This is a genomic window from Pseudomonas sp. FG1 (genome assembly GCF_034313875.1).
GTDB classification, from domain to species: domain Bacteria; phylum Pseudomonadota; class Gammaproteobacteria; order Pseudomonadales; family Pseudomonadaceae; genus Aquipseudomonas; species Aquipseudomonas veronii.
The window spans coordinates 4576772-4589916 of record NZ_JAVIWP010000001.1 but is presented as its reverse complement, the minus strand read 5'-3'; the positions used below and the strand labels follow the sequence as shown (position 1 = coordinate 4589916).

The window sequence follows — 13145 nt, the reverse complement described above, 5'->3', positions numbered from 1 at the left end:
GGGTTTCCAACGTAATGGGGCGCAACTGGGGATGGTGCTGGTGCTGGGCCTGAGCCCGTTGGCACAGGCGATTGCGACCGTGCAATTGCCTGACATCAAGGTCGCGGGTGACGACACCTCGGGCGAGGTGACCCCGCCCGGCGTGACCACCATCGGCAAGCTACCGCTCAAACTGCGGGAAACGCCGCAGTCGGTGAGCGTCATCGACCATGAGCGCATCGAGCAGCAAAACCTGTTCAGCCTCGATGAAGTGATGCAGCAGGCCACTGGCGTGACGGTGCAGCCGTTCCAGTTGCTGACCACCGCGTACTACGTGCGTGGCTTCAAGATCAACTCTTTCGAATTGGACGGTGTGCCGGCGATGCTCGGTGAAACCGCCGGTTCGCCTCAGGACATGGCGGTGTATGAGCGCGTCGAAATCCTGCGTGGCTCCAATGGTTTGCTGCACGGCAGCGGTAACCCGGCGGCCACGGTCAACCTGGTGCGCAAGCGCCCACAAAAGGCATTCGCCGCCAGCACCACCCTCAGCGGCGGCACCTGGGACCGTTACCGTGGCGAAGTGGATGTCGGCGGGCCGCTGACCCAGACTGGCAACGTGCGTGGGCGTGTGGTGGCGGCCTACGAGGATCGCGACTACTTCTACGATGTCGGCAAGCAAGACACCCAGTTGCTCTACGGCATCACCGAATTCGACCTGAGCCCCGACACCCTGCTGACCCTGGGTGCGCAATACCAGACCATCGATTCGGTGACCAACATGGCCGGCGTGCCCATGGCCAAGGACGGGTCGAGCCTGAACCTGTCGCGCTCCACCTATCTGGACGTGGACTGGGACCGCTTCAAGTGGACCACGCGCCGGGTGTTCGGCTCTCTCGAGCAGCAATTGGATCACGACTGGAAAGCCAAGGTCGCCGCCGAATACCAGGATGCCGACTCAAGCCTGCGCTATGCCGGTGCTTTTGGCGCCATCGACCCGCTCACCGGCGATGGCGGTCGCTTGATGGGCGCTGCGTATAAATTCAGCAGCACTCAAAAGAGCGTGGATGCCTCGGTCAATGGGCCGTATTCGTTGTTTGGCCGCAGCCATGAGTTGCTGTTGGGCACCAACTACAGCCACGGCGAAACCGAGCAGCGCACCGCCCAGTTCACCACGCCGCTCAACGTGCCGGTGAATGTCTATCGCTGGGACCCGAGCAGTGTGCCCAAACCCGGTATCGGCGCCTACACGTCGCCCGGGTCCACGACGACCACCTCCAAGGGCGTCTACGCGCTGACCCGCTACAAACTGCTCGATCCGTTGACCCTGGTCATCGGCGGCCGGGCCAGTTGGTGGGACCAGAACGCGCCGACCAGCCACTTCACCCCCGGCCGGGAAATAACCCCGTATGGCGGCTTGATCTGGGACTTTGCGCAGAACTGGTCGTGGTACGCCAGCTACGCCGAGGTCTACCAGCCGCAGACCGGGCAAACCTGGAGCGGCGACCTGCTCAAGCCGGTGGAGGGCAAGACCTATGAAACCGGGATCAAGGGCGAGTTGGCGGACGGGCGTTTGAATGTGTCGCTGGCGGTGTTCCGTATCGACCTGGAGAACAACCCGCAGGTCGATCCGGACCACCCGGGTGTGGGGCCGACCACCTATTACATCAGCGGCGGCAAGGTGCGCAGCCAGGGCTTCGAGCTGGAGAGCAGCGGTTATATCACCCCCGAATGGAACGTCTCCGCCGGTTATACCTACACCAGCACCGAGTACCTCAAGGACACCAACGCTTCGGGTGAGCGCTATGCCAGCTTCACGCCGCGCCACATGGCGCGGGTGTGGACCCAGTACGAGTTGCCGTGGCAGGACCGCCGCTGGAGCGTCGGTGCCGGCGTGCAGGCGCAAAGTGATTACTCCACCCAATCCGGGGCTGTGACCCTGGAGCAGGGCGGCTATGCCTTACTCAATGCGCGGGTCGCCTACCGCATCGACGAGCATTGGACTGCCGCGGTCAACGGCAACAACCTGGCGGACCGCAAGTACTACCAGAGCCTGTCCAACGTCAATTGGAACAACCGCTATGGCGAACCGCGCAGCCTCAATCTGACCCTGCGAGGTACGTTCTGATGGCCGCGCCGGCCCTCGGTTCCTGGCCGCTGCGCATTTGTCTGGCGCTGGCGGGCAGTGTGCTCAGCAGCCTGCAACTGGCCGTCCTGCTGGCGCGGCATTATCCGTGGGGCGGTGGGCTGGAGCGGCTGTATGCCGGCGTGTTCCTGGGCTTGGGGTTTCTGGTGACGGTACTGCTGTGGTCGTTGCTGGCGCCGGATCGCAAACGCGTGGTGTATCGCTCCAGCGTCTGGCTGCTGCTGTTTACGCCCTGGCTGCTTTGGGATGGAGCCTGGCGATGAACCTGATGGGCGCACCGAGGGCATTGGTTCAGCGTGTACACGCCGGGGCAGGCGGGGTGTTTGGGGTACTGCTGTTCGTGATCCTGCTGACGGGGGCGTGGAGCATGGCCCATGAAGACTTGCGCGCCTGGTTTCGCGGCCCGGCGGCGTTGGCTCACGGGCCGGCGCTACCGGTCGCGCAATGGCCGGCTATCGCTCGCGAGCGCGGCCTGGCGCTCGGTGAATTGCGCATTCGTTTGCCGGACAGCCGCCACTCGGTGGTCGAGTTGTGTGCATCGCCCAAGGACTGCACGGTCGCCTTGGACCCCGTCAGCGGCCGTGAGCTGGCGTCAGGCAACGCGGCGGATATCCTGTTCAACCTGCACAAAAGTCTGTTCATCGGTTTTCCCGGCCGGATTTTGATCAGCTTGTTGGGCGTGGTGTTGTTGCTGATGATCTGGGCAGGCAGTGCATTACACAGTGGGCGCCTGCAAGACCTCAAGCGCCTGCGGCGCGACCGTGGGGCACGGGTGTTCGCCCATGACTTGCACAGCCTGATCGGCCGTTGGTGCGGGCCCTGGTTGCTGCTGTTTGGTATCACTGGCGCGTTGTCCGGCCTGGGGGCGCTCGGCACCTTGGGGCTTGCCGCGCAGGCGTTCCCGAGCGCGCCGCAGCAAGCGTTCATGCAGTTGCTGGGGGCACCGCCGCAGGTCGACCGAACAACGGCTTCGGCGCCGGCGGTCGATCTGGATCAGTTGCTGCACCAGGACGCCGTCGCCCATCCGGGGTTCTCTGCTCAAAACGTCGCCTTGCACCACTGGGGTGAGCCGGATGCCTGGGTGGAAGTGAGCGGTATCCAACAAGGCCTGCCCAGTACGGCCGTCTTTGAACGGCATGCCTATCGCGCCGCTGACGGCCTCGCCGTCGGCTCCAGCAGCGCCAGCGGGCGTGGTCTGTGGTTGCAGGCGTTTATTGCGGTGCAGCCGCTGCACTTTGCCGACTACCGCTGGGTGCCTGTTGGCGGGTCACTGCTGCGTGCCGTGCATTTCGGTATGGCGTTGGCGGCGGCGGGGTTGGTGCTCAGCGGCTTGTACCTGTGGCTGGAGCGTCGGCGCCTCAAGGCCGGCGGCGGTTGGCAGGTGCTACTGCGCCTGGTGATCGGCGGCGGTGGCGGGTTGCTGGCGGCCACGGCGGTATTGCTCTGCGCGGGGGCGCTGGGCAGTGCCAACCTGGCGTGGTGGTTCTGGGGCGGTTGGCTTGCCAGCCTGCTGCTGGCCTGCCTGATGCCCCCCAGGCGTCAACCGCTGCACCTGCTGCTGGCCGTGACGGGCCTGGGCTTCCTGGCGGCGGCGCTGCTGCACCTGGCCGGCAGCCTGAAACAAGGCAGCGTGCCGCTGTGGCCCATCGATCTTGTGTTGCTGCTGTGCGCGGCCAGTGCCCTGTGGGCATTGCGGCGCCTGATTTCTTTTACGCGTGCGGCACGGGCTGCCGCCGCCAATGTTGCCTGAGGGGAGACTTGTAATGCTGGATCTGTTGAAACATTGGCGCATGGTGCTGACCTTTGCACTGTTGTACCTGTCCCAAGGCATTTGCTTCGGCATCGCCATGGACGCCTTGCCGACCCTGCTGCGTCATGACGGCGCGGCGCTCCACGCCTTGGCCTTCCTGCCGTTGGTGGGGATACCGTGGGTGGTCAAGTTCCTCTGGGCGCCCCAGGTGGATAACCATTGGAGCCCACGCCTGGGACGGCGCCGCAGTTGGATCATTCCCATGCAGATACTGGTGCTGCTGTGCATTGCCTGCCTGGCAAGCATCGGCCTGCGCGTCGAGACGGCAGGCATCGCCGTGGGCCTGCTGATTGTTGCCTCGCTGGCCAGCGCCACCCAGGACATCGCCACCGACGGCATGGCGGCCGAGTACTTTAGCGGCAACATGCTCGCGCGGATTAACGCCATCCAAGTGGGCGGCACCATGGTCGGCTTCTTCGTTGGCGGCGCCGGCACCTTGCTGCTTAGCGGCTACCTGGGGCAAACCAGCGCGTTCAGTCTGCTGGCTTTGGTGCCGCTGTTGAGTCTGGTGTGCGTCGGCTGGCTGCACGTGGCACCGGCCAAGGAAAAACAGCCAGATGTGGCGCATGCCTCATTATGGCGGTTTATCAAGCGGCCGAAGGCGCTGGCGCTGGTGGTACTCGCCTTGTTGTCGGCCATGACGTCAGTGTCGGGTTTTGGTTTGTCAAAGCTGTTCCTGAATGACGCCGGTTGGTCCTTGCAGGCTATCGGCCAACTGGGCATGAGCGGCGGCGTGGTCACCATCGTCCTCGGCTGCGGCGGTGGTGCGTGGTTGATCCGGGTGTTGGGGCTGTGGCCGACGTTTATCCTGGCGGTGGGCATGGCCGGCGCTGCCGCGTTGACCTGGCTGCTGCAAGCCAACGGCATGCTTGCCACGCAAACCGGACTGATCTGGTTGGCCGTGGGCCTGGGCTCGTTCGCGACCGGCGCCACCTCGGTGGTGATCATGACTGCCTCCATGGCCTTCGCCGCGCAAAGCGACCAGGCCGGTACGGACATGACCGCCGTGCAAAGCACGCGTGATCTGGGGGAAATGCTGTCTTCGACCTTGCTGGTGGGGTTGACTGCGCAGGCGGGGTATAGCGGTGGGTTTCTTGCGGGGATGGTGATGGCGATCCTGGCGTCGTTGGTGGCGTTGAATGTGTCACGTCAACGTGTGGGGGAAAGAGCCGCGGGCTGATTGATAGGTTCGGCGATCGTCAAAGGCGCTCAACGGGTCAATCAGTGCGAGCGCTCGTGATCTTCCGACATCAAGCGTGCGGCGCGGAGCCGCAGTGAGTGCGCGCCTGCTGGCGTTATAAAAGGGGTACATACAAGCCTGATATTGTTCCGTAGGATGCTCCCGCCAGGACGCTACTACAAATCAATAGCCCGTCGATCGAGCTGTTAGCGCCCAACGTGCCCATGAGGGGCGTTTTGGGCCCACGTGTTCGCTACCCAGCGCGCTTTGATTGACTCGACGGGACCTCGGCCTAAATGTCTTATCTTGAATCTGGCGATTGCCCGGTGACCTTCAGGCAATCGAAGAAGGTGATAGTCGCGACAGTCGTCGGCAATGGTCTGGTGATCTACGACTTCACGGTATACAGCTTTTCTGCCGTGATCATCGGCAAGCTGTTTTTCCCATCGGACAGTTCGTTCGCCTCGTTGCTGATGGCATTGTTGACGTTTGGCATCGGTTTCGCGATGCGCCCGCTGGGCGCAATCGTGATCGGCAACCTCGCCGACCGCAAAGGGCGAAAAGCCGGCTTGAATGTCACCAATCTATTGATGGCAGCCGGTACCGCCTTGATCGCGTTCATGCCGACGCATGCATCGATCGGCGTCACCGCAACGGTGTTGCTGGTGCTCTCGCGGTTGCTGCAGGGGTTCGCGACCGGAGGGGAGATCGGCGTGTCGTCCGTGGTGCTGATGGAGCTGGCGGCGCGCAATCAACGCTGCTATCTGGTCAGTTGGCGTTCTGCCAGCCAGGCGGCCGCGGTTTTGGTGGGAGCGGTTGTCGGTGCCACCACGACCGCATTGCTGACCCCCGAACAGTTGCTGGCCTGGGGCTGGCGTATTCCTTTCGTGCTTGGGCTTTTGATTGCGCCGTTTGGGTGGTTCATTCGGCGCAATATGGTGGAGACAACACGGCGTGGTATCCAGTCGCCGTCGCTGCGTGTCTTGCTGAAAAACCACCGCCCTCAGCTATTGCTGGGGATCTTGATGATGGCAACCCCCACCGCAAGCATCTACCTGATGGTGCTCTACATGCCGACCTATCTGGTCCGCACGTTAGGCCTGTCGCCGAGCATGAGCTTGCTTTCGGCGTGCTTTTCCAGTGCGATGCTGTTCATTGCCGCGCCATTGTTTGCGCGGTTCGCCGACCGGCTGCCGCGACGCAAGCCGACCCAATACGTGACGATGATCCTCAGCATCCTGTTGGTCTATCCGGTGTTCCTGGCCTTGACCCATGGGGTCGGCGAGCTGGCTTCCTTGCTGATCATCGGCATCTATTCGGCTGTCGCGATGGGCAACAACGGCGTCGCTACCGTCATGATCATGGAGGCTTTTCCGGCGCATCACCGGGCCACAGGGATGTCGATGGTCTACAGTTTCGGCGTGACGATCTTCGGGGCGTTCTGCCCGTTTTTTGTGACGTGGTTGATCGGAGTTACCCAGAACGCAATGGCGCCTTCCTGGTATCTGCTGGGCGCGCTATTGGTCAGCCTGTTCGCACTGGTGAAATTTCCAGCGCGGCAGCCGGCTCACTGATCGATTCGGCCAGCGACGTTACGGTGCCCCGGCATAGCGTTGCCCATTCGCTGTGCCGCCATCAGGCGATGGTCCTGCGGCGCCAGGTCATAGCGACGACGAAACGCGCGGGTAAACGCTGATGCGCTGTTAAAGCCCAGGCTGTAGGCGATCTCAATCACCTGGCGGTCCGGATAGCGCACCAGTTCGTCCGCGGCTTCACGCAGGCGGCAGTTGAGGATGTAGCGACCCAACCCTCCCTCATGCTGGAACAGACGGTAGAGCGTGGCGCGAGGCAGTTGCATGGCCATCAGCACGTACTCTGGCGTCAGCCAGGGTTGATACAGGTTGTTCTGCACATAACGCCTGGCTTTATCGAACATCGCACTGCGCGCCGCCGCCCGCACGTGCCCACCCAGCTTGGCCTGTTTCGAGAAGGCCGCGAGCATGAGTTGAACGGCGGTATCGAATGTCGACGCGGCCTCGGCGCTGCTGATAACCGGCAGTTTTCTGGAAAACGCCTCGACATGCTCAATCATCAATTGGGTCATAGGCGTCGTATTCTCGAAGACACGCCCGTGGATCGACTCGGCATGCGGCAGCGCCGCTTCCACCACCGTGCGCGAGACAAAGAAGGTCAATACGCGGCAACGCCCCCGGCTCATTTTGATCGGCTGGTTCATGTCCATGGCAACGATGCTCGCCCTGGCGGACGCGCCATGTTCCTGAGGGCCGCCTCGAATGGACTCCATTGCGCCTTGGGTGAAGACCTGGAAAACATAGTCCCGGACCTTGTCGGTAGAGATGCGCGCAATCGAACGGTCGAGCAACAAGGCGTCGCTTGAGCAGTCGGTGAAGACGCGATCACCCAATTTGTAGCGGTCAATGCTCGCGTTGAAGGGCGTGGTGGTAGCGTGGGATGTAGGCAGGACGTCGATGACGTGTCCGACCCGATCACGCCAGGCCAGCAGTTGGTTGGCAACCGGCTCGGCGCTGACCTCGAAGTGATCATGGGCGTGCCTGGAGCCGACGTGTTTAGGGGCGCATATGAGTGAAGCTGGTTTATTCATGAATTCACTACAACCCGGAAAGCCTATGTTCACGCCCCGTGAACAGGCGTTGCATCTTCCCACTGTACGTCCGTGCTACCTAGCGGCAGCCAGTCAGAATGGGTTGTGGTGCTCCTTATAACCGGTTTCTCCATGAAAGTAATGACAATCCCTCTTGTATCCAACTTGTTGCGCACTTTCTGGCGGCGGCAAGAGCCGGGCAGGGCGCCTGAAAATAATTGAAAAGTTGCAACGCAGGGTCAAGCCATCTGCAAGGCGCTTGATAGATTGACGCAAATTCGCATTTGACAGCGTTTATGTGTTTCCACGCTGTGAATGCGTGCGCTTGTTTCTCAAGCAAAGTGCGCTGGGTATTGGCCTTGTTATTTTCGGCGCGATGATCTGAACGGGTACGTTAAACCGGTCAGGACTTCAGGTGTTCACCCGATGGCCCCGGCGCCTTGGCTGACACATGCTTGTCCGACGGCTCAACGCGCGGGGCTTTGGCTTGGCGGATTACAGCCGCGGTGGGCGAAATATCAGGCCTTGGATCAATCAATGAAGATCGTCACCGCTGCATAAATCAACCCGGCATCGGCGGCGATTTTTTTACGCGGCAACGATGTATCAAACAACCTATTGAAGTAAGGAGTAACGGATGAGTTGCCTCGACCGGGAAGTAGGTTCGTTTGCGATCAGTTTGACTCATCCTGCTGGCGTTAATCCTCGGGAAGGGCTGGCTTTTTCCCTTGCGCAAATCGAAGTGGATAAATTGAACAATATCCACGCCGAGTCCGGAGTGGATTGGCAGAAAGTCGCCGATGCCTGTGTAAAAGTGCTGCGAGAAGAGGGCAAGGACTTTAATGCCGCGGTCTGGTTGTTATGTGCCTGGACCACTCTGCAAGGCATTTCCGGCCTGGCGACCGGCGTGCATATAGTGCGCGAAATGCTCGAGTTGTATTGGGAGACCCTGACCCCGCCGCCGGCTCGATTGCGTGCCCGCCGCAACCAGGCCGAGTGGATGCTCGAGTGGCTCGCCGTAAAACTTGAAGCCAACTTCGAAGCGGTGCCCGGGGAACAATTGGCGCAGTTGCTCGAAGACTGGGACGCCATCGATCGCCATTGGCGCGACCGGGACGCCGACGGCCCGAGTTTTTTTGCGTTGCGTCGTCGCCTATCGCAGTTGCCCGTGCAAGCGGGTGTCGAGCCAATAGCGGTGACGGCGGAAGAGGTTCCAGCGGCAGTCGATGCGCCTACAGCGCTCCCGACGCCGGTTGCGCACGCCCCTTCGGCGCCGCTCCCGGCCCTGGTGCCGGCTCCGCCATTGGGCCGTCTTGAGAGCGATGAAGCCATCGAGAACGCGGTCAATAGCGTGTTTGCCTCGCTTGCACCGCTGCTGGGGTTTTGCCTGGAGTCTCGGGCGACCTTGCCGTTGCTGTTTCGCCTCAATCGTCAATTGGCGTGGACGACCCTGGAGCAGGTCCCTCCTGCGCAAGGCTACACGACGCGCGTGCCGCCGCCTTCGGACGCGGAACTCGAAAGTTTCAGCCGCTTGCAGAGCGTTGGCGAGCCGCTGGACATCGTGCGTTTTTGCGAAGGTCGGTTACCAAGTTATCCGTGCTGGCTGGACCTCAATCGGGCCAGTCACGCCGCGCTCTTGAGGCTCGGTTCGGCGGCGCAGGCCGGTGCTGCCAGCCTGGCCCTGGAAACCCGTCATTTTCTGGCGCGCCTGCCGGCGCTGGTCGAGCTGACATTCGCCGACGGCCAGCCGTTCGCCGACGGCGCGACCCGCAGTTGGCTCGAAGGTTTGGCGCCGGCGGCCGGCAGCGGCGCCACGGATGGGCTGCAAACGCTGATCGATGAAGTCGCGCGTGATGCCGCCGAAGGCCGTTTGAACGAAGCGTTGGCGCGTTTGCAGAGCGCCGTGCGAGAGGCCGGCAGCGGCCGCGAGCGGTTTCGCCTGCGCGCTGCCCAATGCCATCTGCTACAGCGTTTCGACCCGCGCGCGCAGTTGGGTGTTGCCTTGGATGTGTTGCTCCAGGAAGCGACGGAGCAGGGCCTCGATCGTTGGGAGCCGGAGCTGGTCCGGCCGTTGTTGGAGTTGGCACTGACGCATGACGACGGCGGTTCGAGAGCGCTGTGGGCGCAACAGTTGGCTGCAATGGATTTGCCGGCGTTCTGGCGTTTGGCCAGCCCGCCGGCAAGTTGAATGGGCAACAGGCAATACCTGGCAGGCGTGTGCATATCCATGCCATGAGTTTTCTAACGGCTGCGTTGAGCGAGTCCGGTAAACAGGAGTGAGATTTAATGGCTAGTGAAGGTTCGGTCGCGCCTAAAGAGCGCGTCAATATTGTTTACAGCTCTGACACCGGCGGCGCGCAGGAACAGGTCGAGCTGCCGCTCAAGCAACTGGTGATCGGCGACTTCACCTTGCGTGAAGACGACACGCCGGTTGAAGACCTCAAACCGATCCGCGTCGACAAAGACAACTTCACCGATGTGCTCAAGGGCCAGAACCTGAGCCTGCAGTTGGCGGTACCCAATCATCTGGCGGAAAACGCGCCGGAGGACGAGCAGATCCCGGTCTCGCTGACCTTCCAGTCCATTCGCGATTTTGAGCCGGATGCCATCGTGGCCCAGGTTCCCGAGTTGCAGCAACTGATCGCCCTGCGGGATTCGCTCAAGGCCTTGAAAGGGCCGATGGGTAACTTGCCGGAGTTTCGCAAACAGCTGCAGGCCCTGATGAACGATGACGGGGCCCGCGAGCGTTTGCTCTCGGAACTTGGCGTAAAGGACAAGGAATAACCCATGAGCGAAGAAAAGAGTCAGGCAGCGAGCACGACCGGCCAGGCGGTCGAGTCGGTTTCCCTGTTGGATCAGTTGGTGGAAGCGACGCGCGTCAAGCCGGGCGACGAGGCGTATGCCGTCACCCGTCAGGGCCTCGAAGCGTTTGTCACCGAACTGCTCGAGCCGGCCCGGCAGGCCGAGAAGGTCAGCGCCGGGTTGATCGACGACATGATCGCCACGCTGGATGCCAAGCTGTGCCGGCAGGTCGACGCGATCATTCACCACCAGCAGTTCCAGAAGCTGGAGTCGTCCTGGCGCTCGCTGAAGTTTCTGGTCGACCGCACGGATTTTCGCGAGAACAACAAGCTGGAAATCCTCAGCGTGTCCAAAGAGAAGCTGCTCGAAGATTTCGAGGATGCGCCGGAGATCACCCGTTCGGGTCTGTACAAGGCGGTGTACACCGCCGAGTTCGGCCAGTTCGGCGGCCAGCCGTTCGGCTCGATCATCGGTAACTACGAGTTCAACCCCGGCCCACAGGACATGAAGTTGCTGCAGTCGGTCGCCGCGATTTCGGCCATGTCCCACACGCCCTTCATCGCCGCGGCCGGCCCGCAGTTCTTCGGCATCGACAGCTTTGCCGACCTGCCCAATCTCAAGGATCTGCAAGCCGTCTTCGAGGGGCCGCAGTTCACCAAATGGAATGCCTTTCGTGAAAGCGACGACGCGCGTTTCGTTGGCCTGACATTGCCGCACTTCCTGCTGCGCACGCCCTATGGCGAAGACACGGTCCCTGCCAAGACGTTCCGCTACAACGAGAACGTCGGTGGCGGCAACCAGGACTTCCTGTGGGGCAACGCGGCGTTTGCCTTTGCCAGTCGCCTGTCCGACAGCTTTGCCCAGTACCGCTGGTGCGCCAACGTCATTGGCCCACAGGGCGGTGGCACCGTCGGTGATTTGCCGATCTACAACTACGAGGCCATGGGCGAAACCCAGACCAAGATCCCGACCGAAGTGCTGATTTCCGAGCGCCGCGAGTTCGAGCTGGCCGAGCAGGGGTTTATCGCGCTGACCATGCGCAAGAACACCGATAACGCGGCGTTCTTCTCCGCCAACTCGTGCCAGAAGCCCAAGTTCTTCGGCAATGACAAAGAAGGCAAGGAAGCCGAGCTGAACTACAAGCTGGGCACCCAACTGCCGTACATCTTTGTGGTCAGCCGCCTGGCCCATTACATCAAGGTCATCCAGCGCGAAAACATCGGCACCTGGAAAGAGCGTGGCGACCTGGAGTCGGAACTCAACACCTGGATTCGCCAGTACGTGGCCGACATGGATAACCCCGCCGCCGGTGTGCGCAGCCGTCGCCCACTGCGTCAGGCGGAGATTACCGTCAGCGACGTCGAAGGCGATCCAGGCTGGTACCGCGTCGGTTTGAAAGTCCGTCCGCACTTCAAGTACATGGGTGCGTCTTTCACGCTGTCGCTGGTGGGCAAGCTCGACAAGAGCTGATCGGTAGCGCGAATGGGCAACGCCGCCGTTGCCCATTCAGGTGTTCACCCGAGGGTCATTGCCTCGGCGTTTCCATAAGATGGATTCAACGCAGCGAGACAGGGCCAGAGGCGCTGATCGATGCCTGAAAACTCACTGATTAAACCCGGAGTACACGTTATGCCAATGCCATGCTACTTGAGTATCGAAGGCCAGAACCAAGGCAAGATCGAAGGTTCCAGCACGGTTACCGGTCATGAAGGAAAGATCCTTGTCCAGGCCGTCGAACACCTGATCGATATTCCCAAGAACCCGCAGACCGGCCTGCCGGCCGGCAAGCGTGTCCACCAGGGCATGACCCTGACCAAGGAAATCGATAAGTCTTCTCCAAAGCTGCTGCAAGCCCTGACCTCGGGCGAGCAACTCAAGTCGGTAGTCCTGGAGTTCTATCGGATCTCGCCTAAAGGCACCGAAGAAAAGTACTACACCATCACCCTGAGCAATGCCGTACTCGTTTCGGCCCGCACCTGGGTGCCGAACGTGTTGAGCCCTGAGTTCAAGCAAATGGGCCATATGGAAGACATCGGCATCACCTACGAAAAAATCGTCTGGACCTGGGTGCCGGACGGTATCGAAGCCGAAGACTCGTGGTTGGCGCCAAAAGCGTAAGCCCGGCTCGACGGTTCAATGCCGCCCTGATCCAGGGCGGTGTTCTTGTTATTGCAGAAGGTACACCGCGTTGAGAGAAAAGCGATTGCTGGAGCGCATCACAAGCCTGCAGGCCGAAACCGGTCGCACGCACCTGACCCAGGCTGAAGTGTTGACGCAGTCGATCGTCCAGCATCTGCAACGCATTTTGAATACCCGGCGCGGCAGCGTGCCGATTGACGCCGAGTTTGGCGTACCCGACTTCACCAATCTGGCCGGTTCGTTTGCGACCGGCGAGACCACGCAAATAATCGAGAACATGACGCGCATGATCGCCCGCTACGAGCCTCGCTTGAAATCGCCGCGCATCCTGGTCGCCGAAGGTGCCCAGGAAGTGTTGTCGCTGAGTTTCAGTCTTGAGGGCGTGGTGTCGATCGATGACCGGGACATTCCTATTCACCTGGCAACGCGTGTGTCTTCGGACGGTCGCGTGTCCCTGGCGATGCACTAA

At 61.5% G+C, this 13145-nt stretch carries 11 protein-coding genes; 10 read left to right on the top strand and 1 reads right to left on the bottom strand.

Annotated elements, in window-relative coordinates; all coding sequences use genetic code 11:
* Positions 1-31 precede the first annotated feature (31 nt).
* From RGV59_RS20985 to RGV59_RS20965, 5 genes are all read left to right on the top strand, one after another.
* Complete coding sequence (locus tag RGV59_RS20985; RefSeq protein ID WP_017849090.1) at positions 32-2104, top strand: TonB-dependent siderophore receptor; 2073 nt, start codon at positions 32-34, stop codon at positions 2102-2104.
* The gene (locus tag RGV59_RS20980; protein WP_126585247.1) at positions 2104-2385 is read left to right on the top strand and encodes a hypothetical protein; all 282 of its coding nucleotides are present in this window, start codon (positions 2104-2106) and stop codon (positions 2383-2385) included. Before RGV59_RS20985 ends, RGV59_RS20980 begins: the two co-directional genes overlap by 1 nt.
* On the top strand, positions 2382-3872 hold the full coding sequence (locus RGV59_RS20975) for a PepSY-associated TM helix domain-containing protein (protein ID WP_260473859.1): 1491 nt from the start codon (positions 2382-2384) through the stop codon (positions 3870-3872). Before RGV59_RS20980 ends, RGV59_RS20975 begins: the two co-directional genes overlap by 4 nt.
* Positions 3873-3885: 13 nt before the next feature.
* Complete coding sequence (locus RGV59_RS20970; protein ID WP_046383438.1) at positions 3886-5112, top strand: RhtX/FptX family siderophore transporter; 1227 nt, start codon at positions 3886-3888, stop codon at positions 5110-5112.
* 296 nt (positions 5113-5408) lie between these two features.
* Positions 5409-6686: an MFS transporter gene (locus RGV59_RS20965; protein ID WP_026140300.1), complete on the top strand. Its 1278-nt coding sequence runs from the start codon at positions 5409-5411 to the stop codon at positions 6684-6686.
* Here RGV59_RS20965 and RGV59_RS20960 read toward each other — a convergent pair.
* Positions 6680-7735 carry a helix-turn-helix domain-containing protein gene (locus RGV59_RS20960; protein ID WP_126585246.1) on the bottom strand — a complete coding sequence of 352 codons (1056 nt, stop codon included), beginning with the start codon at positions 7733-7735 and terminating at the stop codon, positions 6680-6682. The genes RGV59_RS20965 and RGV59_RS20960 overlap by 7 nt on opposite strands.
* A gap of 637 nt (positions 7736-8372) precedes the next feature.
* On the opposite strand from RGV59_RS20960, the gene tssA reads away from it, so the two are divergent.
* The 5 genes from tssA (at position 8373) to tssE (ending at position 13145) form a co-directional block, all read left to right on the top strand.
* Entirely contained in the window at positions 8373-9923 is a 1551-nt protein-coding gene (gene tssA, locus RGV59_RS20955) for a type VI secretion system protein TssA (protein WP_126585245.1), read from the top strand.
* Between the two features lie 98 nt (positions 9924-10021).
* Complete coding sequence (tssB, locus tag RGV59_RS20950; RefSeq protein ID WP_017849097.1) at positions 10022-10519, top strand: type VI secretion system contractile sheath small subunit; 498 nt, start codon at positions 10022-10024, stop codon at positions 10517-10519.
* 3 nt (positions 10520-10522) lie between these two features.
* Complete coding sequence (gene tssC, locus RGV59_RS20945) at positions 10523-12007, top strand: type VI secretion system contractile sheath large subunit (RefSeq protein WP_017849098.1); 1485 nt, start codon at positions 10523-10525, stop codon at positions 12005-12007.
* 159 nt (positions 12008-12166) lie between these two features.
* Positions 12167-12655, top strand: coding sequence for an Hcp family type VI secretion system effector (locus RGV59_RS20940; protein WP_017849099.1), 489 nt, complete (start codon positions 12167-12169; stop codon positions 12653-12655).
* 70 nt (positions 12656-12725) lie between these two features.
* Positions 12726-13145, top strand: coding sequence for a type VI secretion system baseplate subunit TssE (tssE, locus tag RGV59_RS20935; RefSeq protein ID WP_226926231.1), 420 nt, complete (start codon positions 12726-12728; stop codon positions 13143-13145).

What these genes read in the sequence shown, in the direction of transcription:
- tssA (WP_126585245.1), top strand. Translation starts at nt 8,373, where the DNA reads ATGAGTTGCCTCGACCGGGAAGTAGGTTCGTTTGCGATCAGTTTGACT.
- RGV59_RS20940 (WP_017849099.1), top strand. Translation starts at nt 12,167, where the DNA reads ATGCCAATGCCATGCTACTTGAGTATCGAAGGCCAGAACCAAGGCAAG.
- RGV59_RS20985 (WP_017849090.1), top strand. Translation starts at nt 32, where the DNA reads ATGGTGCTGGTGCTGGGCCTGAGCCCGTTGGCACAGGCGATTGCGACC.
- RGV59_RS20960 (WP_126585246.1), bottom strand. Translation starts at nt 7,735, where the DNA reads ATGAATAAACCAGCTTCACTCATATGCGCCCCTAAACACGTCGGCTCC.
- RGV59_RS20970 (WP_046383438.1), top strand. Translation starts at nt 3,886, where the DNA reads ATGCTGGATCTGTTGAAACATTGGCGCATGGTGCTGACCTTTGCACTG.
- RGV59_RS20975 (WP_260473859.1), top strand. Translation starts at nt 2,382, where the DNA reads ATGAACCTGATGGGCGCACCGAGGGCATTGGTTCAGCGTGTACACGCC.
- RGV59_RS20965 (WP_026140300.1), top strand. Translation starts at nt 5,409, where the DNA reads ATGTCTTATCTTGAATCTGGCGATTGCCCGGTGACCTTCAGGCAATCG.
- tssC (WP_017849098.1), top strand. Translation starts at nt 10,523, where the DNA reads ATGAGCGAAGAAAAGAGTCAGGCAGCGAGCACGACCGGCCAGGCGGTC.
- tssB (WP_017849097.1), top strand. Translation starts at nt 10,022, where the DNA reads ATGGCTAGTGAAGGTTCGGTCGCGCCTAAAGAGCGCGTCAATATTGTT.
- RGV59_RS20980 (WP_126585247.1), top strand. Translation starts at nt 2,104, where the DNA reads ATGGCCGCGCCGGCCCTCGGTTCCTGGCCGCTGCGCATTTGTCTGGCG.